The organism is Mesorhizobium sp. WSM2561 (genome assembly GCF_000513915.1).
Classification (GTDB): Bacteria; Pseudomonadota; Alphaproteobacteria; order Rhizobiales; family Rhizobiaceae; genus Mesorhizobium; species Mesorhizobium muleiense.
Map to the genome: position 1 here is coordinate 59,353 of NZ_AZUX01000025.1, position 24,879 is coordinate 84,231.

Genomic DNA, 24,879 nt, shown 5'->3' on the forward strand with positions numbered 1-24,879 from the left:
GCGCAAACTCCTCGCCTCCATTCGGATCCTGGGAGGGGGATCAGCTGACCGGATCGAGAACCGTGGGCCAGGCCTCCTTGTTGGTCTTGATGGCTTCGAGAAGCCTCTCCTCGCCGGTGCGGCGGGCGATCTTCTTCCATTCCGCCTCGGTGTCGGCCATCGCCTGCTCGGCGGTCTTGGCCTTGGTCAGTGCGGCGACAAGGTTCTCGTCCAGCGCGTTATGGAAGGCGGTCGCGCCGGGATAGTTGATGGTCGGGACGGTGCGGGCGACCGTCTCACGCACCACATCCATGTGGTAGGCGTGATAGGTCTGGCGGACCAGCGGGTCGGAGAAATCCGACAGCCTGAACGGATCGAAATAGCCGCCCGGATTGGCGGCCATCCAGGCATAGATGCGGCTCGAACCCAGCCACTGCAGGAACAGGTAGCAGGCCTCCGGATTCTTGGCCTGCGACGAGACCGAGGCCGACAGATTGAGCCACAGCACCGAGCGGCTGATCAGCTTGCCGTCGATCTCGCGGCCGGGCGGCAGCATCGAACCGATCTTGCCGGTGACAGCTGAATCCTTGTTGCCGGCATTGTCGAGGAATTTCGGCAGGTTGGAGAAGGCGCAGGTCATCGCGGCGCCGCCCTTGGCGAAATTGCCGTACTGCTCCGGCCAGCCCCAGGAGATCGCATCCGGCGAATGATGGGCCAGCGAGGCGATGTACTCGTTGGTCGCCGCGACGCCTTGCTCCGAATTGATCAGCGGCTTGCCGCTGTCGTCGAACAGGAACTGATTGGGCGAAGCCATTGAGACATAACGCTGATACCAGTTGGTGTAGCCCCAGCCCTGGTTGCGCAGATCGGTCGATCCGAACAGGCCCTTGTCCGGCCGCTGGAAGAAGGCGGCGATCTCGTCATGCTGCTTCCAGGTCTTCGGCGGCGCCAGCTCGTAGCCATGCTTGTCGGAGAAGGCTTTCTTCTCGGCCGCGTCGCCGAACAGATCGGTGCGATAGACCCAGGTCTGGAAATCGCCGTCCAGCGACACGCCATAAGTCGAGCCGCGATACTGGTTGAGCAGCGAAACGCCCTTGGCGCCGTCGACATAGCCGCGCTCGGGGTCGTCCCATTCCGGCTTGTACTGGGCGACGAAGTCGTCGAGCTTCAGGATGCCGCCGGTTTCGGCGAGGTCGCCGAGACGGTTCCATTCCACCGCGTAGATGTCATAGGCCCCACCCTTGGTGGAGATGTCCTGCATCGTCTTGGTGAATTCCTGGCCGTTCGGCACGCCGACGATCTCGATCGGAATGCCGGTTTCCTTCTCCCACAGATCCTTGATCGAGGGCGCGCCGGCGGGAAATTGCTGCGTCAGTTGGCCGATCGAGCCGTCGGACAGGCCAAGCACGATCTTGGCCGGGGCCTTGCCGGCCCCCTTCATCGCCTTGGCCGCCTCGATGGCGCGGCCTTCCGGCGTGTCAGGCCCATATTGATAGCGCTCCGAGCCGTCGAAGCCGGTCGGGCCGCCGATCATGCCCGGCGCCAGCGCATCGGCCGCATAGGCGCGGCTGGGGCGGATGAATTTCGGCGCGATACCTGCGGCGGCAACAAGCACGGCCGCCTTTCCACCGGACGCCAGCAGACGGCGCCGCGACATGCGGATCATATCAGACATTGGAACTCCTCCCTCGGGGGCCTTGTTCCTCCACGGCCCTCATGATGGATATTGACGGCACCGGGGGAAGGCTGTCAACATCATAAATAATCAAAACAAATCACAACATCGCAAATGGAGGAAAAATGCAGTCGACCGAGATCATCACACCGCAATCGCTGCTTGAATTTGAGGGGCCTGAATTTGAGGGCATCGTGCGCAGCACCGACCGTTTCGGCGCGGCTCGACGATTTGGCGTAGCGCCGGCTTGCGCATCGGCTAAGGCCGGATACATCATTTCCCATCAGAATCGCGGATGGCATGAAGCGGTCGTTCGGCATTCGAACCGTTGAACGCGCGATTTTGATGCGCGGTAGCGCGCAAGCAGTGAGGTGATCGACTGTGCGGTCCACCCTGACAGACATAGCCCGGGAAGCCGGCGTTTCAGCCGCGACGGTCGATCGTGTGCTCAACAACCGCGCCGGGGTCAGGGCGCGCACCCGCGAGGTCGTGCTGGAGACGGCGCAGCGGCTGGGCTACATCGCTGAAAATTCGAACAGCCCGACCCCGCGCCACGCACCGCCCGGTGATGTCATACGGCTCGACTTCGCCCTGCCCGCCGGCACCAATTCGTTCATCAAGATGCTGCACCGGCACATCGAGGCGCAGGCGCAATCGCGGGCAGACCTCGATGTTCGCGTCGCCACGATCGAAGGCTTCAATCCCGACCGGCTGGCCCGCCTGCTGCAGGAATTGCGCGGTCAGACGCAGGGCGTCGGCGTCATCGCGCTCGATCACCCGACGGTCCGCGAGGCGATCCGCTCACTGTCGGCCAGCGGCGTCAAGGTCGTCACCATCGCGTCCGACATCCTGCATGTGCCGAGGGTCGCCTATATCGGCATCGACAACCGCGCCGCCGGCCGGCTCGCCGGCTATCTGCTCAACCGCTTCATGGGCGCCGAGCGTCCGGGCAAGGTCGCGTTGTTCGCCGGTTCGCTCTCCTATCGCGGCCATGAGGAACGTGAGATGGGGTTCCGCCACATACTGACGGAAGAATCGCCCAATCTGCAGATCGTCGAGATGCGCGAGATGCTCGACGACCGGGAAAAGGCCTATGCGGAGGCCTCCGCCCTGCTGGACCGGCATCCGGACCTGGCCGCGATCTACAATGTCGGCGCCGGCAACACCGGCATCGCCCGCGCGCTCAAGGAGCGAGGCCGCGCGCTGTCGACCGTGTTTCTCGGCCATGAGGTGACGGACGGCACCAAAGAGCTTTTGCTCGACGGCACGCTCGATGCAGTGATCGACCAGAACCCGCGCGTCGAGGCCCGCGAAGCACTCAACACCTTGACCCATGCGATCAGGGGCTTGCCTTACGAACTGCACCAGCCGAGGCTGCAGGTGATTTTCAGGGAGAGCATCCCGGAGATCTGAACGGAAGCTCAGGGATGTCAGAGGCCGCGCCATCAAGTGCGGTCTGCGGCGCTGCGGCGAGCAGGGTAACCTTGAGCTGGATGCCGTACGGACTGATGGCCGGCTAGAGCTTGCTCACCATCGCTTGCGCACCCTCGCCGAGGCCGATCGCGATCCGGTCGCCGGAGATAATGCCCGATATGTCGCAGACGACCAGCGGCATGCTGATTTCGTAGAGGAACTCGGCGACGATGGCGCCGACGGCCAGTATCGGATCGGGCCGCTGCAGGATGATGCCGGCCGGCGCCGTGCCCCTGCGGATCGCCTCCGCCAGAACCGACGACGAGGACGACGACCCCCGCCCGGATGCCATCACCAGGATCTTGCCGGCGACGTTGCCGCCCGGGTGCGAACGGTCGATGATGTCGCCCGTTTCGGCATCGACGCCGCCCCAGAAGCTGAGCGCATGCGACAGCACCAGCGCCGATCCCTGCGCCTCGCCGGCAAGCTGGAACGTGCCAACTCTGTTCTGCGCTCGACTGTCCTGTTGGCTCATCGCGCGCCTCGCACGACGCGGCCGGCAGCGGCCGAGCGAACGCAGTCTTCCAGGTCGCCGAACGCCACTGTCACGCCGATATTGCCCGGCGCATAATGCGCCCATTTGCCGGAATTGGTCATCACCACGCCGTCGAGACGCTCGAGCACCGAGGTGACATAAGTGCAGGTATCGGTAACCGGAATGAGGTTGAACTTTTGCGCATCGTCCAGTTCGCCCTCGTCCTGCAATCTCTTGAAAGTGGCGCGCCCGGTGTTGACGTAGATCGGGATGCCCCTGCCCGGCGCCACCTCGCGCAGCAGCGGCAAAAGGCGCATCCACTCCTCGTGCGAAAAATGCGGCGTGCCGAGCGATACGGCCGCAAGCGGCGCTCCGTCGGGGACGCTCGACAGTTTTGCCAGCGCCTGGTCGATGTCGGCGCGACAGATCCGGATCGTCGCCTCCGGCGCCATGCCGCGAAATGCCTCGTCGAGCGTCCTTGCTTCCGGCGTGATGCCGACCGCATGAAACAGCGCCACCGCACCCGTCGTTGCCGCCGCCGCGCCAAGCGCCTTCAGCTGGTCCTCGTCGCGCGGCTGCGGCAGGCCCGATATGACCGGAATGCGGTCGCCGCTCGCTTGCCCGATGACCAGCCCGACGCCGACGAACAGGGCATCGGCAGGCTCGAAAGAACCTGTCAGCTCGAACAGGATCTGGCCGCGCCGGTTTTCGCTGAGATGCAGTCCCCAGGCCGGCGCGCGCCCGGTCATCGCGCAGCACAGATCGATGAAATCGCCATAGCGATTGGTGCGCGCGCCGATCACCGAATTGGCAAAGACGATGGCGTTGGACTCGCCCCAGGCGATCTGCTCGCCAAAGCCCGGCCGGAACCGCGTCTGATAGGGCGCGCAGGTGAAGGTCGCCTGGCAGCCGAGTTTTAGATGCGCCTTCATCAGCCGCCGCGCCGGCACTTCTTGCGCCGGCGGCATCTTCACCAGCCCGGGATGGATGAGGTCGAAGGAACCGACATTGAGTGTCGTCGGCACCCGAACGCGGCCGCCGCCCTCGACCAGCCTTTCGACGAAATCGAGGCTGGCCTGGCCGTGATAGAGGCAGCCGTCGATATGCGCCCCGGCAATGTCCAACAATTTGCGCGCGCCGACTGCGTTGGAAAAGGCGACCAGTATCTTCATCGCTGCGGCCACGGCCCGGCCGTGCTCGCCGTCGAGCATCGACTGGTCGCCCGCACTGAGTTCAAGCGTCATCGGCATGCTCCGGCGCCCCATTTTGCTCGACAGACAGCGGGACAGGTGGGACGGATCGCCAGCTTTTACTAGCCGGCAGCGATCAGCACCGTGCTCTCCGGCGACCAGCGCAGCACCACTTTTTGCCCCTCCGCCAATCTTTCAACGCCGGTGTTCTGCACGATGACCTTGAGCGTTTGCCCGTCGCGATCGACGAAATAGGTGCTGTTGTTGCCGGCGAAGATGCGCTTGGATACCTGGCCGCGGAGCATATTGGCGTTCGGATCGGACGTCCCTGAATCGGTGGCGATGCGGATGCGTTCGGGCCGCACCGCGCAGCTGGCCTTGGCGCCGGCGGCAAGCGTCGCGCCTGCCGCGGCGGCAATCGCCGTGCCGTCCGGCAGCCGGATGCCGGCGCCGATGCTCTCGCCGCGAAAAATGTTGGCGTCGCCGAGGAAGGTGGCGGCGAACTCGCTCTTTGGCCTGTCGTAGATCTCCTCTGGTGGCCCCTCCTGCACAAGCCTGCCGTCACGCAGGATGCCGATGCGGTCGCTCATCGTCAGCGCTTCTTCCTGGTCGTGGGTGACGAAGATGGTGGTGATGCCGATCTCGCGCTGGATGCGCTTCAGCTCGATCTGCATGTCGACGCGCAGCGCCTTGTCGAGCGCGCCCAGCGGCTCGTCGAGCAGAAGCACGCGCGGCTTGGTGACGATGGCGCGGGCCAGTGCGACGCGCTGGCGCTGGCCGCCCGACAGCTGGTGCGGGCGGCGGCCGCCGAGCTTGCCGAGCTGCACCAGGTCGAGCGCGCGCTGCACCTCGCTGGCTATCGTTGGCTTGGCTTGCCCGCGCACCGACAGGCCGAAGCCAACATTGTCGGCGACGCTCATATTGGGAAACAGCGCATAGTTCTGGAACACCATGCCGATGCGCCGCTTCTCGACCGGCACTCGCTCGACGCTCTCGCCGCCGATCGCGATGCGGCCGGAGTCGGGGAAATCGAAGCCGGCGATCTGGCGCAAGAGCGTGGTCTTGCCGCTGCCCGACGGCCCGAGCAGCGCGTAGAAACCGCCGTCGGCGAAATCGATCGAGACATCGTCCAGCGCCTTGTGCGCGCCAAAACTGCGCGACAAATTCGCTACCTGCACGCCGGCCATTATTTCTCTCCGCCGAATTTGAAGAACCGTGCCGTGAGCAGCATCAGCGCCATCGAGACGACGATGATGATCGTCGAGACGGCATTGATCTCCGGCGTGAAGCCCTTGCGGATCGCGGCGTAGATCTCGACCGGCAGCGTCGTCTGGCCCGGCGTCGACAGGAAGTAGGAGACCACGAACTGGTCGAACGACACGGCAAAGGCGAACAGCCCGCCGGCGATGACGCCCGGCATGATCCAGGGCAGCGTCACGCGCGAAGTCACCTGCCACTGGTTGGCGCCGAGCGATCGCGCCGCTTCTTCCAGCTCCGGCGCAAAGGTCTGCAGCCGCGCGGAGACGACGACGATGACATAGGGCAGCGCCAGCGCCACATGGCCGAGCAGGATCGCGAACAGGCCACGGCCGATGCCGACGCCGAAGAAGAAGATCAGCATCGCCGTGCCGGTGATCAGCCACGGAATGGCGATCGGTGGAAACAGCAGCGCTTGCAGGACTTTCTTGCCGCGAAATTCATGGCGATAGAGCGCCAGCGATGCCGCCGAGCCGAGCACCGTGGCGATGATGGTGCTGATGATGGCGATCTCTATGCTGTTCCAGGTGGCCGAGATCAGTTGATCGTTCTGCCATAACGAAGCGTACCACTCGGTCGTCCATTCGAACGGCAACTGGTAGAAGGGCGAGACGTTGAACGACATCAGCGCCATGATGATGATCGGGAGGTAGAGAAAGGCGAGCAGCAGCCAGATGTAGAGGCGCCCACACCATTCCAGGATACGCGTCGTCGCCATCACGCGGCCCTCTTCAGCACCGGCGACGCCAGTGCCAGGATGACCAGCACGACGGCCAGCAGGATGAAGGACAGCGCCGCACCCAGCGGCCAGTTGAACACGGCGACGAACTGGTCCTCGATGACCGTGCCATAGAAAGTGCCTGTGCGGCCACCGAGGATACGCGGTTCCATGAAGGAGCCGACGACGGGAACGAAGATCAGCGCCGCTCCCGCGACCAGCCCTGGCATCGACAGCGGAATGATCACCCGTTTCAGCATCTGCAGCCGCGAGGCGCCGAGCGAGCGCCCCGCCTCGATCAGCGAATCGTCGATGGCCTGCAGCGTCAGGTAACAGGTCAGCACCATGTAGGGCACGTAGGAGTGCACCAGGCCGATGATGACGGCCGGATAGGAATACATCAGGTCGATGTTGATCTTGAACGGCAGCACGGCGTTGAGCGCGGTATCGAGAATGCCGCCTTCGCGCAGCACCATCGCCCAGGAGAAGATGCGCACCAGGCCGTTCGACCAGAACGGCAGGATGACGAGCAGGAAGATCGCCTCGCGGCTGCGTCCCCTAAGCACCTTGGCCAGCACATAGGCCGCGGGATAGCCGATGACGACGCACCACAGCGTCACCTCGAGCCCGAGCCTGAGCGAGGCCAGCAGCAGCGTCCGGTAGAGGCCTTGCGAGAAGAAGGTGGCATAATTGTCCAGCGTGAACGACCACGCCTTTCCCGACAGCGGCAGTTCGGTCATGAAGGAGAAGAACACCATGGCCGACAGCGGCAAGAAGATCGCCACCGTCAGCCAGAGATAGGCCGGCACAAGCAGCGGCAAAGCCGATCGCAATCCGCTCCTCGAACCGGTCGCGACCTGTCCTGCCATATGCTCCTCCCGAAAAGCTTGCGCTACTTCACGTTGACCTTGAGCTCCTGCCACAGCGCCAGATAAGCCTCGCGCTGCGCGTCGCTGATCGGCGCCTGGAACTGGATGCGCTTGGCGACATCGGGGTCGCCCATCACCTTGCGGTTGAAGGCATCTTCGGGAAGGGCGGCGACCGCCTTGGCGTTGGCCGAGACCGGCGCGCCGACCTTGGTGACCCATTCGACGTAGAATTTCGGGTCGATCATGTAGTTGATGAAGGCCTCGGCGCCGGCGACATTCTTGGCGCCGACCGGGATGGAAAAGGCGTCGAGCCAGGCGACGGCGCCTTCCCCGGGGATGACCAGCGACACCGGCAGCTTGAAATGCGTCTTGGCGCGGTCGGCCGAGCCGCTCCAATAAGTGCCGATGTCGATCTGATTGGAGGCGACCATCTGGTTCCAGTCGTTTTCCGAGCTCCAGAACGTCTTGATCTGCGGCATCAGCGAGGTCAGCTTCGCCTTGACCGCCTCCATATCCTTGATGTCGTTGATGTTCTGGCCGGTGGCGATGGCGCCGAACTGGACCGCCTCGACCGCATCGTCGCGAATGGTGACGCGGCCCTTATGCGCCTCGTTCCACATCTCGGCGATGCTGGTCGGCGGCGTCTCGAAGGCTTTCTCGTTGATGGCGAGCGCGGTCAGCCCCCACACCCATGGCACGCCATAGACCTTGCCGTCGCGGACAAGCATCGGCGAACCCGCCTTGTCCCGGCTGATGTCGGCATAGTTGGGGATTTTCGAGGCATCGATCGGCTGGATCAGTTTTTCCGCCATCGCCTGGTCGTTGAAGGCTGCGTTGATCATGACGACGTCGTAGAGGCCGGGATTGGTCCTCAGCTTGGTCAGCATTTCCTGTTCGGAGTTGAAGAAGTCGTTGACGACCTTGTTGCCGGTCGCCTTCTCGAAGGCGGCGATGGCCCAGGGCTCGTCGGCGCCGTAGCCCTTCCAGTTGAGCACATGCACCTCGTCGGCGCTGACGACCAGTGCGGAAGCGAAGACGGCGGTTGCCGTGAGAAAACCAGTCAGTTTGGGCATGCGCATGTTCGTTCCTCTCATTGTTTGCCCGGTTGGCGAGCTTGTTTAAGTCATTTTTGCAGTCGGAAATGGGCCTCTTGCCTGCCGCCATGCACGGATCGATCGTCATGGCTGAGGAAAGTCTGGATCTCCTGGTCGGTCGGCGCCGACGACCCGCCATGGCGGGTGACCGAGAGCGCTGCCGCCGCATTGGCGTAGCCCGCCGCTGCGAAGGGCGGCACGCCGCGCGACAGCGCGCTGACGAAGGCGCCGATATGGGTGTCGCCGGCGCCGTTGGTATCGACGGCGGTGACGTTGAATCCGGGCATGGTCCGCGCGGTGCCGTCCGCCAGCCGCACGAAGCAGCCTTTTGCCCCGGCGCGGATGACGACCCCGTCGGCGCTCGGGCAGTGGCTGGCCAGCAGCCGGGCAGCAACGGCCTCGACATCGCGGCGGCCGGCGATCTCGGCCGCTTCCGTTGTGTTGCAGCTCAACCAGCTTGTGCGCGCCAGCACCCGGTCGAGAATGGCGCGCGGAATGTCCGAGACGACAGGCGTCGGATCGAAGACAAGGGGAATCTCCGCCGGCAGCGCCTCGATCCAGTCGGCCAGCGCGTCGCGGCTGCCGGGATAGCTCAGCGTGTAGCCGGAGGCGAACACCCAATCATCAGGCGCAACCCGGACAGGCGCCATCATGCCGAGGCTGAGCACACTCTCGGCGCCAGGCCATGACACGAAGGTGCGCTCGGCGTCGCCGCTGATCATGGCGACGCAATTGCCGCTGTCCATCACCGGTGATGGCGGGGTCAGCGTTGCGATGCCTTCGGCGGCAAAGGCGGCGCGCAGGAAGTCGCCATTCGGCCCACTGCCGAGCTGGCCGCCGAAGACGACCTTCATGCCGGTGCGGCTGGCCGCGACCATCATGTTGAAGCCGCCGCCGGCGACCTGGGCAAAGCTCGATGCGGTCTTTTCGGTGCCGGGCGCCGGCAAGGCGTCGATGCGGTAGACATGGTCGACCACCGCGCTGCCGATATGGACGAGACGCCCGCTCATGTCAGGCTGAGCTCCGCTCATGCCGCCGCATCCTTGCCCGCGCTGGTTTTCGCCATCCGCGCCGCGACCAGGTCGGCGGCGAGCGCGCGCACCTGCACGATGTCGAGGCCCTTGAGCCGGGCGACGTGTTCCTGCGGCAATCGGCAAAAGCCGGCGCAGGCGCCTGCCATGCCGGCGGCGATGGCGCCGATCGTGTCGGTGTCGCCGCCGAGATTGGCGCTGATGACGGCCGCCTGCCAGGCATCGCCGCCGGCGATTTCCAGCACCGCGAAGGCCGCCGGAACCGATTCCTGGCTGGCGACGCCGGTGCCGACCAGGTCGACGATCAGCCGGATGCCGTCGGTGACGGCCTTGCCGCGAACCAGGCCCCTCGCCCAGTCGATCCGCGCAGCGATATCGCCGCCGGTGGTCCAGTGACCGCGTTCTGCGCCCTGTCTGGCCGCCACGACCGCGCGATCCGAGGCGGCGCGCCAATCGCCGCCGGCAACGCCACAGCTGACGGCGGCGGCAACGGCAGCCGCCGCGGCAATGGCGATCGAGGTGTTGTGCGTGGCGCGGCAGGTTTCCGCCACCTTGGCGACCAACGCGCCGAGCGGCTCCGGCGGCATCATGATGCCGACCGGCGCGATGCGCATCGCCGCGCCATTGGTGTCGCCGCTGCGCCCCGCCTCCTCGGCCGGCACGCCGTCATTGATGGCGTCGATGGCGCGCTTGGTCGAAGGTCCGAGCAGATCGTAGCTGCCGCGCGCCTTGACCTCGCGCTCCCAGTCGAGCAGCGCCTTGACCCAGCGCGTGTGGTCGAAGCCGTCGCCTGAAGCAACCAGGATGCGGCCGAGCAGCAGCGCCTGTTCGGTGTCGTCGGTGACGGTGCCGGCGGCGAGGCCCTTCGACACCGGATGGTCGGCGGCGGGCGCGACGAAATCCTCGACAGCACCGTAGAGCTCGGCAATGCGGGCCGGCGACAAAAGCTGCGTCGGCATGCCGAGCGCATCGCCCAGCGCCCCGCCGACAAGCGCACCCATCGCCCGGTCGATCGCCGCGGCCGTTTCCATGCTCGGCGTCTCCATTCTCGGCGTATCCATGCTCAGAACTCCAGGTGAAGCGCGAAATGCGCCGGATTGAGCAGGCTGGTGACATATTCGATGGCGCGGCCGTCGGCGGCCCGCGTCAGGCGCCGCGTGCGCAGGAACGGCGCGCCGGGCGCGCAATCGAGAATGGCCGCGTCCTCGGCGCTCAGCATCTCGATATCGACCCACTCCTCGCCGTGATCGGGGACAAGCCCCGCCGCGCGCAGCGTCTGGTGCAGCGAACCCTCGCGCAGGCCGCGCAGCGGCACGTCCTCCAGTTCGGGCGACAGCGGCAGACGGCTGCGCTCGATCGAGATGGCGTGGCCGTCATCGGCGTTTGAGCGCACCCGGTCGACGGCGATGAAGAACGGGCTTTCGACGCCGAGTGTGGCAGCGAGCTCGGCATCCTGCATGACTTCGAGCCGGAGCGTGCGCGTCTCGGCATTGGCGCCGGCATTGGCCAGCGCCCGCGACCAGCCGACGGCGTCGTCGACCGGCATGCCGTCGAAGGTGACGAACGAGCCGATGCCGACCTTGGTGGTGATCAGCCCGCGGCTCGACAGTTCCTCGAGCCCCTTGCGGATGGTGTTGCGGCTGACGGAGAAGCGCTGGACAAGCTCGTTCTCGCTCTGCAGGCGGTCGCCGAAGCCGAGCACGCCGGAGCGGATCTCGTGCTCGAGGACGGTGGCGATCCGTTCCGGCTTGCCGGTTCCGGGAGACGACAGGGTCGTGCGACGCGCCATGGAATACCTGTTCAGTAAACCTGTATAATCCTGTTCAATAACCCGATAGGCAAGTCATGTCAACGGCTCGCGGCCGGCACGCTTTTGGGTTCCCGGCATCCCGGGCAAGATTGCCCTGCTGATCACGACAGCCCCTCCTGATCACGACGGCCCCTCCGATCACGACGGTTCGTCGCAGGCTGGAATTTTATGGGAACCTTCACCACCCCCGAGCGGTTTTTTCTGTAGTCGCGATGCGGCGACGACCAAAAAATGGAGACAAATGGAGGCAAAACATGCTTACGAAGTTACTCGCGGCGTCCGTGCTCGCCGCTGGTCTGGCCACCTCTGCGATGGCCCAGAGCACAGCCGACCCAGCCGACACAGAGGCTGGCATGGCTCCCGGCAGCGGCAGAAGCGTCGTCATCGACCCGGCCCCGACCGATCCGAACCTGGCCGAGCCGGATTCTGTCGATACCGGGATTACCGGTAGCATCATTGCGGGCCCCGACGGCACGAATTCCAATGCCGATCGGAACTGCCCGCCAAGCCCGCAGGGCGCGATGCCTGATGCCACGCACAAGGCTCCCGGCACGGTTTCACCGACCGTCAACGACAGGCACTGCGGCATGTAGCCGAGATCGATTTCGGGAGTTCACGCTTTCGGCCGCGACATGGCTTCGCGGCCGAAGCGTTTGCGCCTTGTTGGGCGCCTTGTCCTTGTCCAGGTCCAGGCTTGAAGACTAGCTCGCTGAACCTTTGCGCGGCTTGGTAGCCTTTGGCTTGTTGTCCTTGGGCTTGGTGTCCTTGGCGGCTGCGGGGCTCTTGGCCAGCTTGGCTTTCGGCCGGCTCTCCCCACCGTCGATCTCGGCCGCGGCCTGGTCCCAGTGCTGCTGATGCGCGCCGTCGGGCCGGCCGGCCTGCTCCCAGATCGCGTGAGCCCGCCGGCGAATGCGTTCCTGCCTGTTATCAGTCACTGTTGCCTCCTCGGCTCAAATCGGTGAGCGACAACTTCTAGCTGAATTTTCGACCGGCGTCTTGGGGGCTTCGGCCCAGATCGGGTCGGCCAGAGTCGGGTCGGCCCGGGTCTGGTCCGCCCAAATCGGACAGGACCGCGACCCCGAGGAGTGCCGCCTTCTTGGTGATCAGCCCCGCCAGATCCGCGTCCGAGCGCTCGGTTCCGGTTTGCTCACGCACGGCTGCAATCAACGCCTTCATCGACAACAGGGCCGAGCCCCGTTCGGCAAGCAGCTTGTCGACGGATGCGGCCACATCGCGTGATTCGACATGCGGCAACATGGAAATGGCTCCTTCCGTCCCGCCACGAAGACGATCGACAGCCGGCAGCCTGCCGGCGAGCCGCCGCTCTTCCCGCGTCTTCCTGGGAGAGCGGCGGGTGAAGGTCAGTCGATGACCTGCACGATCCTGCGGGTGCCGGGATCGACCAGCACGGTGCGATCGTCGACGACAACGTATCTGTATTCGACGTCGGGAACCTCGTGAAGTTCAACCGTGTCGGGCAACGTGGAACCGACGTTGAGTTCCACGCCCAGGAGGCTGATCGACGCCAGCGGGTGCCTCTCCACATATTCGCGGACGACCGTCTGCTGGTCGGGCGTGATAATCACCTGGTCTGCGGTGGCGACGCCGACACCAGCCAGCAGAGCCAGCCCGGCGGCAGGAACAAGGTGGATTTTCATCGTCTTCTCCTGTCTGGTTTGCGGGCTCTGCCTTCCTCGGTCGGGACGACTCTGCCCTGATTGCCAACGCGTGACGAAACCTTCTTGTTCCGTGAGTGGCGGCTAATTGATCGTCGCCTTGGCTGGCAGTGGCCCGCGTTCTTGGTCGCCAAGCGCGCGGGCCGATCGGATTGCCCGACCAGCAGCGATACCGGAGGGGGGTGATATCGACTGCTTCGAGAAGAACATTTAGCGATAACTAATGTTCCGCTCTGCGGCAAAAATCCCTGCCGGCGCCGGCACGTCAGGCGCGAGACCGGCAAATGCCCCCAATCTATGGTTTCGGCGGCTGCGCCGGGACCTCGCCGGGCTTGAGCACCGGTGTCCTGCCTTGGTCCGGCGGCGGTGCGGCCATGCCCTGATCGCCGGTCGGCGGCGGCAGCAGCACGCCGTTGCAGGGGTCAAGCGTCTCGGTCAGGTTGTTGTTGTCACCGTTGTTGACGGGCGGCGGCTGCTGCTCGCCGTTCTGCGGCTGGGCCTGGCAGTGGCCGGCAGGCGCCTGGTCTTGTGTCTGGTTAACCGTCTGGGCGGCAACCGGCGCCGCCAGCGCCAGTGCGCCGAGCAGCGTGATTGGCAGCAATGCGAAAGGTTTCATGTCGAACTCCTCCGCGCGAACCATCGCCTCTTTGCCAAAGCCGGTTGGCGGCAATTGGTTCCCGCCTGCAGCAAGCCGCCCGGCTCCATCGCGCCGGCGCGGCATGTTGGGGAATCGTTAATCAGCGATTGCTACTATAGCGGAATGACCAAGAACCTCGGAAACGCCGAAAGAAGCGCCCCAAGGGAGCCGGCAAGGAGCTCCGCCCTGAGCCGGCTGGCGCCAGCCTTGTTTCCCCTGGCAGTCGTCGCGCTTGGCTATCTCATCGGCTGGCAGTTCTTCGGCTTCTAGAGCGGAACCCCTGGCCTGCAACCGCCAATCTCCAGCGCTGGCGATTAGCCAAATCCCACCACGCCTTCGTCATCCTAGGGCAAGCAAGGAGCGAAGCGACGCGGCGCAGACCCTAGGATCCATTCCGTGACATCAGCCGAAGAATGCTGCGGCTCAGAATAAAAGCGCTCTGTAGCGATCCTTCGCCGTCCCTCGGCGATCAAAGGTTCTGCATGCAACAGCGCTCCTAGTCCGGGAAATCGAACACCGGTTCCTCGCATCGGTGGACCCGGCATTGACCGTCAAGCGTCCGGACATAGGAGGCGACAGGCACTTCGGGCCAGTCGCATTCATTGCCGAACCGGCGGACATAGCGGTCATAGGTGTTGCGGCCGGTGGTCAGCACCACCGCGCGCCGGCTCTGGATCAGAAACTGCGTCTGTTCGCATGTCATGGCGCGCGTATCCGGCCGGGCGTGAGCCATGCTTGTGGCGGCGATCAGGATCGCTGCGGCTGTCGGGACGATTGGGCGAGCTGGCATGCTGCATCCTCGCAAAGGTCGTGCCTAACGCGCAGCTTCGCCCGTGGTTCCGCACCCTGCGCAACGGCACGAGGGCGCAACAAGTCAGCCGCGATCACTCCTCCTTCTCCGGCCACTCCTTGTTCTCCGGCTTGAACCGCCTGACCACCACTTCGAAGACGATGTCCGAGATCCACATCGCCGAGACGCCGATGAGGAACGCCGCGGCCAGCGTCGTGGTGTCGTCGTTGGTTGGAATCGCCAGGCCTGTGGCGCGGAAGTAATGCACCACCGGCAATGTCAGGTAGGCCGCCGCCAGCGCGCCGCAGATCGGCGACGCCACCATCTCGCGAACCTTGTAGCGGTGGCGCGACAAGGCTCGCAAAATCCCGCCGGAAAGGCCGGCGACCACCACCGGCGCCTTGATGCCGAGCGCATCGAGAAGCTCCTGTATCATGGCTTCCACCCGCACCATCTGGCGCCCTTGCCGTTGTAGGCATTGATTTCGTCGAGCTCCGGCCGCGTCATGGCGGCGACGACGGCGGCGGACGCACGGCGCGGCTGGTTGTGGTCGCACCAGACCTGGCGCGCCGGCGAAACCGGCGTTGCGCACCCGGCGAGCAGCAGGCCGCCAAACAGCAGGCACTTGGGCAACAGGCACCCGAGCAGCAGAATCAGCGCTTTGCCCATCGCATCGCCTCCTGCCGTGCGGCTTCGTCCGGCAGGTCGCGCGCCGCGCGCTCGGCATCGGTCGCCTCGCGGTCCATTTCAAGGCGCTCCTCGACGGCAACGAGTTTTTCCGCCGCTCGCCTGGCCGCATCCTTGTTGGCCCGACCGCCGGCGACAAACAGGCCGATGCCGCCGACGAGCGCGGCAAAAATCGCCAAGATCGTCGTGTTGCCGGCGAGCGCGCCCAGCATGGAAAGCACCCACATCTCAATTGCCCTCCACGGCAGGCTGGTTTCTGACGAGGCCGGCGACGCCGTCGCGCACGACATTGATCAGGATCTTGAGCAGGGCCAGCACCCCGGTGATTTTTAGCGCCAGGGCGGCGTCGATGCCGAACAGCATCCAGTCGAAGCCGACCAGGCCGGTGAGCAGCAGGATCAGCACATTGATTAGATTGTGCGCGGCGTTGGTGTTGAACCAGTTCATGGCTTTGCCTTTCGAAACAAGGAGGGGGCCTTTCGAAACAGGGAGAGGATTGCGGCGACCAACGGAGCCAGCACTGCGGCCCATAATCCGGACAACGATCCGGAAAACGGTCCGCGCCGCACTCCGGCTTTGCCCGGCTCTGCCTTGGCGGGCGTCGAACCGTTCGGTTGCGGCGGCTGCGGGATCGGAACCGGCGCCGCAGCGGGCGGCGTGTCCCTGATCCCGGACCATTTGCGGAATGCCTCGGCAAGCCGGATATCGTAGGCGTTCTTCCCGTAGGATGCGCCGTTGTAGCCCTTGGCGAAGCCGGCCCAGTCATGCTTGCGCAATTTGCCGTCGAGCCGGTTGGCGGCGATGAAATTGACCGCCGCCGCCAGCTGCAGCGCCTCGTCCGCCATCATGGCTTCGACCATGGCCTGCACGGTGGGGAAGCCGGCCGCCCTGAAATTCTCGCCGAGCACCTGGCCGAGCCCCCATGACGCCGATCTGAGCGCCGCCGTCTCGTCGATGGCGCAGGCGGCTTTCAGGCGCGGATAGCTGTCGCGGGGATAAGGCTTTTCGCCCCATTTGGCATAGGCAAGACCGGCCGCTACCGCCTTTGCCCGAGCCGCGCCCGCCAGATTGCGATAAAACACATGCGGCTCGAACAGGATGACCGGGCGGCCCTGGGCGTCGAAGCCATGCCCGCTGGTTTCGACATCGAGAAAGGCGTGGATCTCGTCTTCGCCGACGCCGATGCTGGCGCCGAGTCTTGGCAGATCGAGATCGTCGAGGCGCCTGACGGCGCCCTTGAACGTCATGTCCATGGTCTTGGTCCTTTCCCAGGTTGATGTTTGCAGGCGCCAGCTTGATGTTTGCAGGCGCCCGGTTGATGTTTGCAGGCGATTGTGTGAAATGGCCCCAAACTGTGGGGATTTGCAGATGTCGCAACACGAAGGAACGGCGCGCTGGACGGTGAAGGCCGAGCTCTGCGCGGTCGGCCGCGACAAGCCGCTGCTTGTGGCGCTGGCGGTGATCCTGTGCCTCTATTGCGGGCTGATAGTCGGGCCGATCGTCTATGCGTTCCTGGCCTTCCAGGGCATGGCGAATTTCTTCAACTGACGGCATTGACCTGTTGAGAACAGCTCGATCCGTATTGCCATCGGGATGGAAACCGCTTAGCCGGAATAAACTGCTCCCATGAACCGTTCGTACCCTGTGGGAACAGGTGCGGGAGGGTGCGTGACAATCAGGATCAGGCTTCCGGGCGGGACACTGAAGATCAAGAAAAAGGACGAGCTGCGCCGCCGCGAGCAGAAGCGCCAAGTCCCGGTCTGGCGGCTTGGAGACTATTTCATCGTCTGGTGGCCGAGCAGCATTTCGGATCGTCCGTCCGGACGCCCGCCAAATTGATGATCCCGAGCCTGCGCCCGGACCGTTCTGGAAGCGGTCCCGGAAACAGCCGCAGAAATAATCAACGATCAGCCCTTGACACTTCCGCCACGGAAGCTCTCTAAGTCGCTGCATTGCACAACGGGGGTTGGGAGCAATGGCAGTGCGTATCAGGTTGCCGGGCGGCACCTTGAAGATGAAGGTGTATCGGGAGTTGCGCGAACGTGAGCGCGCCCACCGCATCCCGGTTCTGAAGCTGGGCTCGCTGTATTTCAGCTGGTGGTCGAACCGGCCGCGTCCGTTGAACGACCAGCCCGACGACGATCCAAACCGGTCTCAGGCAGCGCCTTGACGGCCCGAAAAAAGCCGTCCTCGGGCGGCTGCGCTTGAACCCTTCCGGTCAAGCCAACAAACGCGCCCATCGGCGGCTGACTCTTCGGCTGGGGAAGTTCTCTAATTGCTGCATCGCACATCATCATTGAATTGCACAGCGGAGTTGAACCGATGGCCGTGCGCATCAAACTGCCGGGCGGCACCTTGAAGGTAAAAGTCTATCGCGAATTGCGGGGGCGCGAACGCGAGCGTCGCGTGCCGGTCATGAAGATGGGTTCGCTGTATTTTGTCTGGTGGTCGAACAGCCAGCCTCACAACAAGCCGCAAGACAGCCGTCATTAGCCCGTTGCCATTCGCCCGCGCCTTGGCGCAAGCGAATGGTTGGCGCTCTATGATGGGACGACGCTCATTGATGAGCGAAGGCATCATTTCATTTCACTAGGTCGCGGTCCGGCCGCACCAAAGCGTCGGCCGGAACGTCCGACCGTACGATTGAGCCGGCTGAAATTATCGCCCGGTCGCCGATCGTGACACCCTTCATTATCATGGCACTGTTGCCGATCCAGACATCATCTCCGATTGTGATCGGTGCTGAGCGGATGCCTGGGTCGACGCGCGGATGGCCTTCGCGAAAGATGGCCTGCATCTGCGCAAAACGCTTCTGCGGGTCCATGGGATGCGAGTTGGTATCGTGGATCGCCACCCCCCACGAGACGTGGACATGTTTGCCGACCTTGATCCCCACCGGATCCGATGACCAAATCGTCGAGCCTGGACCAAGGTAGAACCAGTCATCGATATTGATCCGACCCTCATGGGCAAAGACCTGCAGATGTCCGTCCAGATGGCTGTCCGCGCCGATTGTGACCCGGGACTTGTCGCCATGAATATTGAAGATCTCCGCCCCGGCACCGAACTTCGTGCGCGGCCCGATGACGGCATTCTCCCTCGCGGCGCCTGTGGCGATCCAAGACGAAAAGCGGCGGCGAACAGCGAGAATAGTGGAGAAGATACGCATCTGCGAACATCTGCCACACGCCACCATTTCAGTCTAGGCGTCGAAGTGACCCCGACGCACCATTTGACGCAGGCATTCGGCATCATAGGTGGCATGGCGCAGGCTGCCGGCTGCATTCGGATGCAGCTCGTCCGACATGTACAGGGTCGACGTGAGGTAGCCCATGCCGCTCTGAGAAATGTTGATGAACGGGATTCCGAGCGCATGTGCCACATAGCGCTCCGCCTCGAAGAACTGATCCATCGTGTTGCCCTGACCGTTGACACGTCCGATTCGATGGGTCGCGTGGCTGGGACCGCCGCTGTACGTTCCGATCATGACGATTTTAGCGCTCGGTGCCTGCAAGCGGATAGCGACGCAGGCCGCCCACAGCGACCCATAGTGAGTGGCATAGGTCGTGTCGCCGAAGGCACCCAGAGGCGTCTCTTGCGCGCCGAAGGGGTTCGGGCCGGGCTCCAGAGTGACGATCTCCGTATCGGCCGGAATGTCGACGATTCTGTTGGACATTCCGTAGCTCGGGTAGCCAGTCGTGCTCAGCCCCAGCGCAGAGCCGCTGACGCAAAGATTGGTAAGTATCATCCCCGTCTGTCCGGCGAGTAAAGGCGCATAGTAGGCGCCGATCGTTGAGATTTCTCGGCTGTACGTCGGATTGCTTGGCTTGAAGATCACGATCTTGGTGCCGACAACGACCCACTCCTCGCCTTCCCCGAGTTTGGCTACCGTCTCACCCTTGTGCTGAATTGCCTGTGCCATTTGCCTATCCCCTCTCCGCGACATATTCGATGAAGCGCAAGGCGTTGCTGTCATGGCCGACGTCGTTGAAGTGAAGCCCCTCTTGATAGGCTCCAGCGTCGATATAATCGAAACCATCAATCGGGATCGTCAGCACGTTTCGTGACCGGTATGTCTGGCGGATAGCGCCAAGCGCCGCGTCGTAAGTCCGCCCTCCAGTGTAGCTACCATCCCAGGCCGAAGACGGGCGCGTCGGCGGCATCGCAAGGATGCGAGGTGCGGCAGCTGCCTCCAGCGTATTAAGCACCGCAGTGATGTTCGTTGAAATCGTAGCCGGCGCGGTACCAAAACTGTCGTTGATGCCAAGCGCGAGTATCGGCACGATCTTGCCTCCAGCATAGCTCGCTTGGACGATTGCTGATGTAAGGCGCGCCATATTAAACGACGCGAAGGTATAGCTCCCATGCGCGGCGCGCAGTGAGCGCAGTCGAGGACGGGATCCCGGCACCTTAATTCCAAGACGGATAAGCCCGGTTATTTCGACAGGGCCGCCTACCGCCGTCAGTGTGTAATTGCCGCTGGCAGCCTGCCCCGTCATCGACGGGCCGGAATATTGATCGAGCGCCAGAGCGCCGGCAGCATTGACGGTCTTGTACGCCGCGCCACCGTCGAAAGCGAAGGCAAGCGAACCTTGACCGGCGTCCCGGGTGTAGTGGACATCGACCTGTTCATAAGCTCCAGTGAACGCCAGGGACGCGCCATCCGCAAGGATGATGCTTTCGCCAAGTGGCCCGCGCGTTCCCGTCGAGACGGTTCCGCTGGTCGCAACGCCATAGAAGGCCGGCGTGTAGGTGGAGCTTGGCCGCAGCGCCGTCATGCCAGGCTCGTCATCGGCAATGCCGAGATTGGCAAATTGGGTAACTCGATTAAACCAATGCGCCGGGCCATTGCTGGCCAACGCCCAATGACCGATGCTATCGGCGATCAAGCAGAGCACATCGTTGTTGGCGATATGCTCTGCCATCTTGGCCCGGAAGCCATCATAGAGATTAAACAGCGACGGGCGGGCCGGAACGAAGAACCTCCGGCCGCCGACGAACGGCTTTCCTGGTCCCCAAAAACCGTCACCCCACTTAGGCATAGCCGTCAACGCGAAGCTGCCGGGCGGCACATACGGGTTTGGATGGGCAGCAGCGGCCGAGGCAAAGATTGCGGTCGCGTCAACGACGCCATTCGGGTCGGCGTCCGCCAGCAGGTTCATGCCGGTGTTCTGTGTGCCGCCTGTCAGAGCCCGCGTAGCGTCGGCGATGAGGCCAGTTTTGATCGTGAACGCAACCTCATAGCGGTGCAGGGTCGATGATGCCACAATAGCGCCGTTCGACAGTACGCCAGACCTGAACCATGCGGGGATGCCTTGCGGGTTGACGCTGTTCTGAAACTTGTAGCCGCCGCCGCTGATTGCCGGATACTGCCCCGCTGCAATCGGTATGCTGAGGGGGATTTCGCTCACACCATTGGCCAACGTGATCTGATGCGTGCTGATCACGTTAACAGTTAGATCGCCATTGGCCTGGACGACGTGAATGTTGGCCGTGCCGGCCCCGCTGGCACCGACATCGATTTCCGTGATGTAACCATCGGCCGGCGCTGGCGTTTGCATGACGACGCTGTAGTTCGCCGGGGTATTCGTGCCAGTGTTGACCAGGTTCGGCCAGCCGACCACCTGCTCAGTGCCGACGATGTCGACCAGATCGTTTGCGGTGTCGTAGGCTGCACGCGCCTTTGTGCCGACTTCGCCCGTGAAAGTGGCTTTCCATTGCGGACCATTGATAAAGTCGACGGTCTTGGCTGTGTGTGACGTAGGAACCGTCGCCGTGAACCACTTGCTTTCGCCGTTCGGAATGGACCCCGCCGTATAATACCATGTGCCGGCTCCTGTCCGTTGCAGGCCCATGACACTACCGGCTGGCTTCAGGATCGAGAGACCCGAGTTGACGGAAGACGGGCCGGCAACGACAGGGATGGTTTGTTGAGAGACGAGAGTTAAAGTGCCATCGCCCTCGACCTGGGCAATTACGATATGGATTGTTCCTGCCCCAGCGCCGAAGCCTAGTTCTAGGCTCGAAAGAAACTCATCGACAGCCGACAGAGAGCCCGGCCAATAATAGGCGCTGGTATTGGTAACAGCCGTGCCGCCGACGGAGCCCGTGATCAGGACCGGCCCAACCGTCCGCGATCCGATCAAGCCGACAACTTCCGCTGCCGACGTGCGAACACCGGTCTCGACGGCAACCGGCCCGACCGCGACGGTGTACATACCAAGGATGCCATCGCTGATTTCGGTCCAGAAGTATTCACCAACTTCAACATTCCGGCCCAAAACCGCCGCCGCACTTGCGCCGGCCAGTCCCGCAGACGCCGCGAAGCTGAAACTCGGCGCGACCGTGTAGGAACCGGGTGCCGTGATCAGGATCATCGTCAGAGCACCGCCAGCGACAACGAAGCGTCCTGCGGCGCCAGAACCGGCGCCGCCGGTAAACGCCAGATCGAACGTGCCGTTCGTGCCGCCGGCGCCGCCGACCAGGGCACTGAAGCCAGCCACGCCAAAGCCGATCGCGGCTACGATCGTCGGGAAGATGCCCTTGCCATACAGCGACGCGTCGCGTGCCGCCTGGGCGCCGGCCAGGTTGGCCGCCGTAGAAGCGACATCGGCGGCAGTCTGTCCAGCATTGGCAGCGGAGGTGGACGCGCTGGCGGCGGCCTGGCCGGCGCTGGCCTCGGTGGCATGCTTCAGCACCTGCGTTTCATCGCGCAGCGTCACCACCGCACCGACCACCTGCGAAATATCGGGCGGCACGAACGGGGCAATGGTGATGGCATCGCTGCCCACCACCGGCTCGTCGGCGCTGAATTCAAACACCCGGCCGGCATTGACCGACCCGATCTGGGTGTGAACCGTCGTTCCCCTCTGCAAGGTGCGGGCGGTGCGGGCGTCGGCGGCGCGGAACCACTCGCCTTCGCTCACCGTGTAGATGCCGTTCTGTATCGGGTCGGCCTGGTCCTTGACCAGCACGCGGTCGCCGACCTCAGCCGGCACGCCGTCGATGGTCTGCAGGCGATGCAGCAGGATGCTGGCCGTGGTCGCCAGGCGCACGGGTTCGCGTTCGCCGGTCAGAAGTCGAACGGCGGCAGTTGCGGGTCGGGCCATCAGGCTTGCTCCATAAAAAAAGCCCCGCGAAGCGAGGCTTGACAGTGCTATGATTCCAGCGCGGCGGGACGCGCGGCCTATGGCACATCGGCGACTAGCCGCCGCGGGTGCGGAGCAGACCCTGAGATCTATTCCGTGACATCGGAGCGCTGCTGCGGTGCAGAACCTTTGATCGCGGAGGGACAGCGCCCCCTCTGTCCTGCCGGACATCTCCCCCACAAGGAGGGAGATTGGCCTTCATCACTGATTTCGCCAACCACCAGCCTTGCAAAAAAGACGCTGTCCGCGAAGCAGCCGATCTCCCCCCAAGTGGGGGAGATGTCCGGCAGGACAGAGGGGGGCGCGCAGGATCGCTACGGAGCGCTTTTATCCTGAACCGCCGCAGCGACCTACGGCAATCCGCCGACGCGCTTGCCAACGCGCCTGCTTGTCCCGGCGATTGTCAGTCCCAACGCTATGCCGGCGCAGTCGGCAACCCAGTCGAGCCCATCCAGGTCGCGCCCGATCAGTTGCGCGCCCTGAAGCACCTCGATCGCCGCGCCGGTAAAGGCGAGGAGAACAATCAGCCTTGTCCTGTGTTCCGGCCAGCCGAGGCTTCCCAGGGCCGCCAGCACGGCGAAGGCGATGGCGTGCTGCAGCTTGTCGTCGTGAAGCGTGACGGCCGTGCCGAGATCCGGCAAGAACCGCGCCGGCAGAAGCGTGAGCAGGAGAACGCCGGCCAACGTGATCGGAAAAACGATCCTTGCCAGCATCGGAAAAGAATCTAGGCGCAACAAGGTAGGGTCAGTCCTTCATCTGAGAAGCCTGGATGGGCGAGGTGGATTTGCCAATGATCGCATCAGCGCTTGGGAATTTCAAATCCAGAACCACAAGTCTGTGTTGTAAGAAAGGCCGCCGTCGCTCTTATCGCCCTGGAAACCACCCCATGCCTGTGAGGGGCTTTAGGTTCCCATAAAAAAGCCCACTAACATGAAGAGGCCATTAAAGATGCCGGCGGGCCAACGGCAACGCAACAGGCCAGGTAACAAGAAGAACCTGGCCAGGTCGCCGGTGCCGACGTCAGTTTTGCGTCGCCGAGACGCCGGCCAGCCGGGCGAGCGCAACCCTGTCGTCGGGCGTCAGATCAGCAAGGCGGTCGTCGCCCGAAGCGGGCCCATTCGGGTTTTTCGCCGACAGATCAGTGCCTTCAGCGCCTGTGGTTTCACCGCCACCGGCCTGCGCGGCCGGCGCAGCACCCAGCATTTCGGCAGCGCGCTTCGGGTCCTTGGCGAGCATCGCCTGGGCGAGCGCCTTTGCCGTGTTGCTGCGCCAGCCGGTTTCGGCCAGCTGCCGGGCGACCGGGTTGCCCATCTTGGCGATGAAGTCGAACCCGCCCTGCCTGATCGCCTCGAACGTCGCGGTGTCGTCCGGGTCGCTCTGCGCGATGGCATTGAGCTCCGTAGCTTGCGCCTTGGACCATTCGGCCTGCTCATAGTCCTGGCGGCGCGCATATTGCTGTGCGGCCATGCGCGCCGACCCGGCCAATCTCATCGCCTCTTTTTGCCTGATGAAGCTGGCGCGTTCACTTTCCGGCATTTTTGGCACGGTGCTGTCGAAGATCTTGTCGAACAGGCCGGGCTTGACGACACCGTTGCGTGCCTGGCCATACATGGCGTCGTGCAGGCCGCGGCCGTCGGCCGGCGCATTCTGGATCGCTTCTTTCTCGGCCTGGGCGATCTGTCCGTTCAGCTCGCGGCCGATGACCTCGGCGTCGAACGCGTCCTGCTGCTGCTTCTGCTGGCGGAAACGCTCGGCGACGGCCGCGAGCTCATCGCCAAAGCCCTGCATGGCGGCGCCGACCGGCGAGCTGTCGGGATAGGAAACCACGCTGCCGCTGTCGAGCCGGCGCTGGGCGAGCTGGAGGGGGATGGTCGCCATCAGTAAAGCCCTCCGCCCGGCGCCGGCGGAAAGGCGCTGTTGCCGAACGTCACCGCTCTGCTCGGGTCGTACAGCCCGGAAAGGCCGGACACGAGATTGCCGCCGGCCCTGAAGATCGAGGCAGCCGCCGCCTGCCTGCCGGAAAAGCGCGAGATGGCGGCCTGCGTGGTCAAATTGTTCTGGCGCAGCTGCGAGCCGTACTGGATCGCCTTGATGTCGAGCTGACCCTGCCTTGCATTGGCGGCGAGCACCTCGCTCAGTGAGCCTGACAGGGCGACGCCCGAGGCGCCGGCCCGGGCGCGCGCCTGCGACAGCGACAGATCCTGCTTGTGGCGTTCCTGGCCCTGCTCGAAGGCCGCGGCTTGCGCGTCGGCCCGCGTCTGCTGCTCGTAGGCTCTGGCCTGGTAGTCGGCCATCTGCCGCGACTGCTGGCCTTCGATCAGCGCGCCGCCGACCGAGAGAGCCGTGCCGATAAGGGCAAGTGTGCACATG

At 64.1% G+C, this 24,879-nt stretch carries 33 protein-coding genes; 7 read left to right on the forward strand and 26 right to left on the reverse strand.

The window, feature by feature from the left end:
- Nucleotides 1–40: 40 nt before the first annotated feature.
- Nucleotides 41–1,654, reverse strand: coding sequence for an extracellular solute-binding protein (locus M727_RS0121250; protein ID WP_027154360.1), 1,614 nt, complete (start codon nucleotides 1,652–1,654; stop codon nucleotides 41–43).
- Between the two features lie 125 nt (nucleotides 1,655–1,779).
- Between M727_RS0121250 and M727_RS0121255 the strand changes: the two genes are divergently transcribed.
- Nucleotides 1,780–1,986 carry a hypothetical protein gene (locus M727_RS0121255; protein WP_027154361.1) on the forward strand — a complete coding sequence of 69 codons (207 nt, stop codon included), beginning with the start codon at nucleotides 1,780–1,782 and terminating at the stop codon, nucleotides 1,984–1,986.
- A gap of 49 nt (nucleotides 1,987–2,035) precedes the next feature.
- The gene (locus M727_RS0121260; protein ID WP_027154362.1) at nucleotides 2,036–3,067 is read left to right on the forward strand and encodes a LacI family DNA-binding transcriptional regulator; all 1,032 of its coding nucleotides are present in this window, start codon (nucleotides 2,036–2,038) and stop codon (nucleotides 3,065–3,067) included.
- A gap of 103 nt (nucleotides 3,068–3,170) precedes the next feature.
- On the opposite strand, the gene M727_RS0121265 is transcribed toward M727_RS0121260, so the two are convergent.
- From M727_RS0121265 to M727_RS0121305, 9 genes are all read right to left on the reverse strand, one after another.
- Nucleotides 3,171–3,602, reverse strand: a complete 432-nt coding sequence (locus tag M727_RS0121265; protein ID WP_027154363.1) for a DUF126 domain-containing protein — start codon at nucleotides 3,600–3,602, stop codon at nucleotides 3,171–3,173.
- A complete protein-coding gene (locus M727_RS0121270) occupies nucleotides 3,599–4,846 on the reverse strand; it encodes an aconitase X (protein ID WP_027154364.1) in 1,248 nt (415 codons plus the stop codon). The genes M727_RS0121265 and M727_RS0121270 overlap by 4 nt, the downstream gene beginning before the upstream one ends.
- 68 nt (nucleotides 4,847–4,914) lie before the next feature.
- Nucleotides 4,915–5,979 carry an ABC transporter ATP-binding protein gene (locus tag M727_RS0121275; protein WP_027154365.1) on the reverse strand — a complete coding sequence of 355 codons (1,065 nt, stop codon included), beginning with the start codon at nucleotides 5,977–5,979 and terminating at the stop codon, nucleotides 4,915–4,917.
- Nucleotides 5,979–6,767, reverse strand: a complete 789-nt coding sequence (locus M727_RS0121280) for an ABC transporter permease (protein ID WP_027154366.1) — start codon at nucleotides 6,765–6,767, stop codon at nucleotides 5,979–5,981. Before M727_RS0121280 ends, M727_RS0121275 begins: the two co-directional genes overlap by 1 nt.
- Complete coding sequence (locus M727_RS0121285; RefSeq protein ID WP_027154367.1) at nucleotides 6,767–7,636, reverse strand: ABC transporter permease; 870 nt, start codon at nucleotides 7,634–7,636, stop codon at nucleotides 6,767–6,769. Before M727_RS0121285 ends, M727_RS0121280 begins: the two co-directional genes overlap by 1 nt.
- Before the next feature lie 23 nt (nucleotides 7,637–7,659).
- Nucleotides 7,660–8,715 (reverse strand): ABC transporter substrate-binding protein, encoded by a 1,056-nt coding sequence (locus M727_RS0121290; RefSeq protein WP_027154368.1) that lies wholly within the window; start codon nucleotides 8,713–8,715, stop codon nucleotides 7,660–7,662.
- 44 nt (nucleotides 8,716–8,759) lie between these two features.
- Entirely contained in the window at nucleotides 8,760–9,740 is a 981-nt protein-coding gene (locus tag M727_RS0121295) for a PfkB family carbohydrate kinase (RefSeq protein WP_027154369.1), read from the reverse strand.
- 17 nt (nucleotides 9,741–9,757) lie between these two features.
- Entirely contained in the window at nucleotides 9,758–10,822 is a 1,065-nt protein-coding gene (locus M727_RS0121300) for an ADP-ribosylglycohydrolase family protein (RefSeq protein WP_245268720.1), read from the reverse strand.
- Nucleotides 10,823–10,824: 2 nt separating this feature from the next.
- Complete coding sequence (locus M727_RS0121305; RefSeq protein ID WP_027154371.1) at nucleotides 10,825–11,550, reverse strand: GntR family transcriptional regulator; 726 nt, start codon at nucleotides 11,548–11,550, stop codon at nucleotides 10,825–10,827.
- A gap of 275 nt (nucleotides 11,551–11,825) precedes the next feature.
- On the opposite strand from M727_RS0121305, the gene M727_RS0121310 reads away from it, so the two are divergent.
- Nucleotides 11,826–12,164, forward strand: coding sequence for a hypothetical protein (locus tag M727_RS0121310; RefSeq protein ID WP_027154372.1), 339 nt, complete (start codon nucleotides 11,826–11,828; stop codon nucleotides 12,162–12,164).
- 108 nt (nucleotides 12,165–12,272) lie between these two features.
- Here the strand turns inward: M727_RS0121310 and M727_RS0121315 are convergent, their stop codons facing one another.
- The 10 genes from M727_RS0121315 to M727_RS0121365 all read right to left on the reverse strand — a co-directional run bounded on the left by M727_RS0121315 (nucleotide 12,273) and on the right by M727_RS0121365 (nucleotide 16,614).
- Nucleotides 12,273–12,506, reverse strand: coding sequence for a DUF2934 domain-containing protein (locus tag M727_RS0121315; protein ID WP_027154373.1), 234 nt, complete (start codon nucleotides 12,504–12,506; stop codon nucleotides 12,273–12,275).
- Nucleotides 12,507–12,543: 37 nt separating this feature from the next.
- Complete coding sequence (locus tag M727_RS36960; RefSeq protein WP_245268729.1) at nucleotides 12,544–12,828, reverse strand: hypothetical protein; 285 nt, start codon at nucleotides 12,826–12,828, stop codon at nucleotides 12,544–12,546.
- Between the two features lie 104 nt (nucleotides 12,829–12,932).
- Nucleotides 12,933–13,229: a DUF1236 domain-containing protein gene (locus tag M727_RS0121325; RefSeq protein WP_027154374.1), complete on the reverse strand. Its 297-nt coding sequence runs from the start codon at nucleotides 13,227–13,229 to the stop codon at nucleotides 12,933–12,935.
- Nucleotides 13,230–13,542: 313 nt separating this feature from the next.
- Nucleotides 13,543–13,863 carry a hypothetical protein gene (locus M727_RS0121330; protein ID WP_027154375.1) on the reverse strand — a complete coding sequence of 107 codons (321 nt, stop codon included), beginning with the start codon at nucleotides 13,861–13,863 and terminating at the stop codon, nucleotides 13,543–13,545.
- Nucleotides 13,864–14,380: 517 nt separating this feature from the next.
- The gene (locus M727_RS0121340; RefSeq protein WP_027154376.1) at nucleotides 14,381–14,674 is read right to left on the reverse strand and encodes a hypothetical protein; all 294 of its coding nucleotides are present in this window, start codon (nucleotides 14,672–14,674) and stop codon (nucleotides 14,381–14,383) included.
- Between the two features lie 94 nt (nucleotides 14,675–14,768).
- Nucleotides 14,769–15,110, reverse strand: coding sequence for a hypothetical protein (locus M727_RS0121345; protein WP_245268744.1), 342 nt, complete (start codon nucleotides 15,108–15,110; stop codon nucleotides 14,769–14,771).
- The gene (locus M727_RS0121350; RefSeq protein WP_036262912.1) at nucleotides 15,107–15,343 is read right to left on the reverse strand and encodes a hypothetical protein; all 237 of its coding nucleotides are present in this window, start codon (nucleotides 15,341–15,343) and stop codon (nucleotides 15,107–15,109) included. The genes M727_RS0121345 and M727_RS0121350 overlap by 4 nt, the downstream gene beginning before the upstream one ends.
- Nucleotides 15,328–15,588 (reverse strand): hypothetical protein, encoded by a 261-nt coding sequence (locus M727_RS0121355; protein WP_036262915.1) that lies wholly within the window; start codon nucleotides 15,586–15,588, stop codon nucleotides 15,328–15,330. The genes M727_RS0121350 and M727_RS0121355 overlap by 16 nt, the downstream gene beginning before the upstream one ends.
- Nucleotide 15,589: 1 nt before the next feature.
- Nucleotides 15,590–15,808 (reverse strand): hypothetical protein, encoded by a 219-nt coding sequence (locus tag M727_RS0121360; protein WP_027154380.1) that lies wholly within the window; start codon nucleotides 15,806–15,808, stop codon nucleotides 15,590–15,592.
- The gene (locus tag M727_RS0121365; RefSeq protein WP_027154381.1) at nucleotides 15,805–16,614 is read right to left on the reverse strand and encodes an N-acetylmuramidase family protein; all 810 of its coding nucleotides are present in this window, start codon (nucleotides 16,612–16,614) and stop codon (nucleotides 15,805–15,807) included. Before M727_RS0121365 ends, M727_RS0121360 begins: the two co-directional genes overlap by 4 nt.
- A gap of 115 nt (nucleotides 16,615–16,729) precedes the next feature.
- Here M727_RS0121365 and M727_RS0121370 point away from each other — a divergent pair, with 115 nt between their 5' ends.
- The 4 genes from M727_RS0121370 to M727_RS42415 all read left to right on the forward strand — a co-directional run bounded on the left by M727_RS0121370 (nucleotide 16,730) and on the right by M727_RS42415 (nucleotide 17,854).
- Nucleotides 16,730–16,909: a hypothetical protein gene (locus tag M727_RS0121370; protein WP_027154382.1), complete on the forward strand. Its 180-nt coding sequence runs from the start codon at nucleotides 16,730–16,732 to the stop codon at nucleotides 16,907–16,909.
- Between the two features lie 120 nt (nucleotides 16,910–17,029).
- Nucleotides 17,030–17,200 carry a hypothetical protein gene (locus M727_RS42410; RefSeq protein ID WP_198032669.1) on the forward strand — a complete coding sequence of 57 codons (171 nt, stop codon included), beginning with the start codon at nucleotides 17,030–17,032 and terminating at the stop codon, nucleotides 17,198–17,200.
- A gap of 136 nt (nucleotides 17,201–17,336) precedes the next feature.
- Nucleotides 17,337–17,531 (forward strand): hypothetical protein, encoded by a 195-nt coding sequence (locus M727_RS0121380; protein WP_027154383.1) that lies wholly within the window; start codon nucleotides 17,337–17,339, stop codon nucleotides 17,529–17,531.
- Between the two features lie 152 nt (nucleotides 17,532–17,683).
- Entirely contained in the window at nucleotides 17,684–17,854 is a 171-nt protein-coding gene (locus M727_RS42415) for a hypothetical protein (protein ID WP_198032670.1), read from the forward strand.
- A gap of 88 nt (nucleotides 17,855–17,942) precedes the next feature.
- On the opposite strand, the gene M727_RS36965 is transcribed toward M727_RS42415, so the two are convergent.
- The 6 genes from M727_RS36965 to M727_RS0121415 form a co-directional block, all read right to left on the reverse strand.
- Complete coding sequence (locus M727_RS36965; RefSeq protein WP_051505673.1) at nucleotides 17,943–18,530, reverse strand: acyltransferase; 588 nt, start codon at nucleotides 18,528–18,530, stop codon at nucleotides 17,943–17,945.
- Nucleotides 18,531–18,563: 33 nt separating this feature from the next.
- Complete coding sequence (locus M727_RS0121395) at nucleotides 18,564–19,283, reverse strand: SGNH/GDSL hydrolase family protein (protein WP_027154384.1); 720 nt, start codon at nucleotides 19,281–19,283, stop codon at nucleotides 18,564–18,566.
- Nucleotides 19,284–19,287: 4 nt separating this feature from the next.
- On the reverse strand, nucleotides 19,288–22,470 hold the full coding sequence (locus M727_RS0121400; protein ID WP_027154385.1) for an SGNH/GDSL hydrolase family protein: 3,183 nt from the start codon (nucleotides 22,468–22,470) through the stop codon (nucleotides 19,288–19,290).
- Nucleotides 22,471–22,859: 389 nt separating this feature from the next.
- The gene (locus M727_RS0121405; protein ID WP_036262918.1) at nucleotides 22,860–23,222 is read right to left on the reverse strand and encodes a hypothetical protein; all 363 of its coding nucleotides are present in this window, start codon (nucleotides 23,220–23,222) and stop codon (nucleotides 22,860–22,862) included.
- A 307-nt stretch (nucleotides 23,223–23,529) separates the two neighbouring features.
- Nucleotides 23,530–24,387 (reverse strand): hypothetical protein, encoded by an 858-nt coding sequence (locus tag M727_RS36970; RefSeq protein ID WP_198032671.1) that lies wholly within the window; start codon nucleotides 24,385–24,387, stop codon nucleotides 23,530–23,532.
- Entirely contained in the window at nucleotides 24,387–24,878 is a 492-nt protein-coding gene (locus M727_RS0121415) for a hypothetical protein (protein WP_027154387.1), read from the reverse strand. Before M727_RS0121415 ends, M727_RS36970 begins: the two co-directional genes overlap by 1 nt.
- Nucleotide 24,879 lies beyond the last annotated feature (1 nt).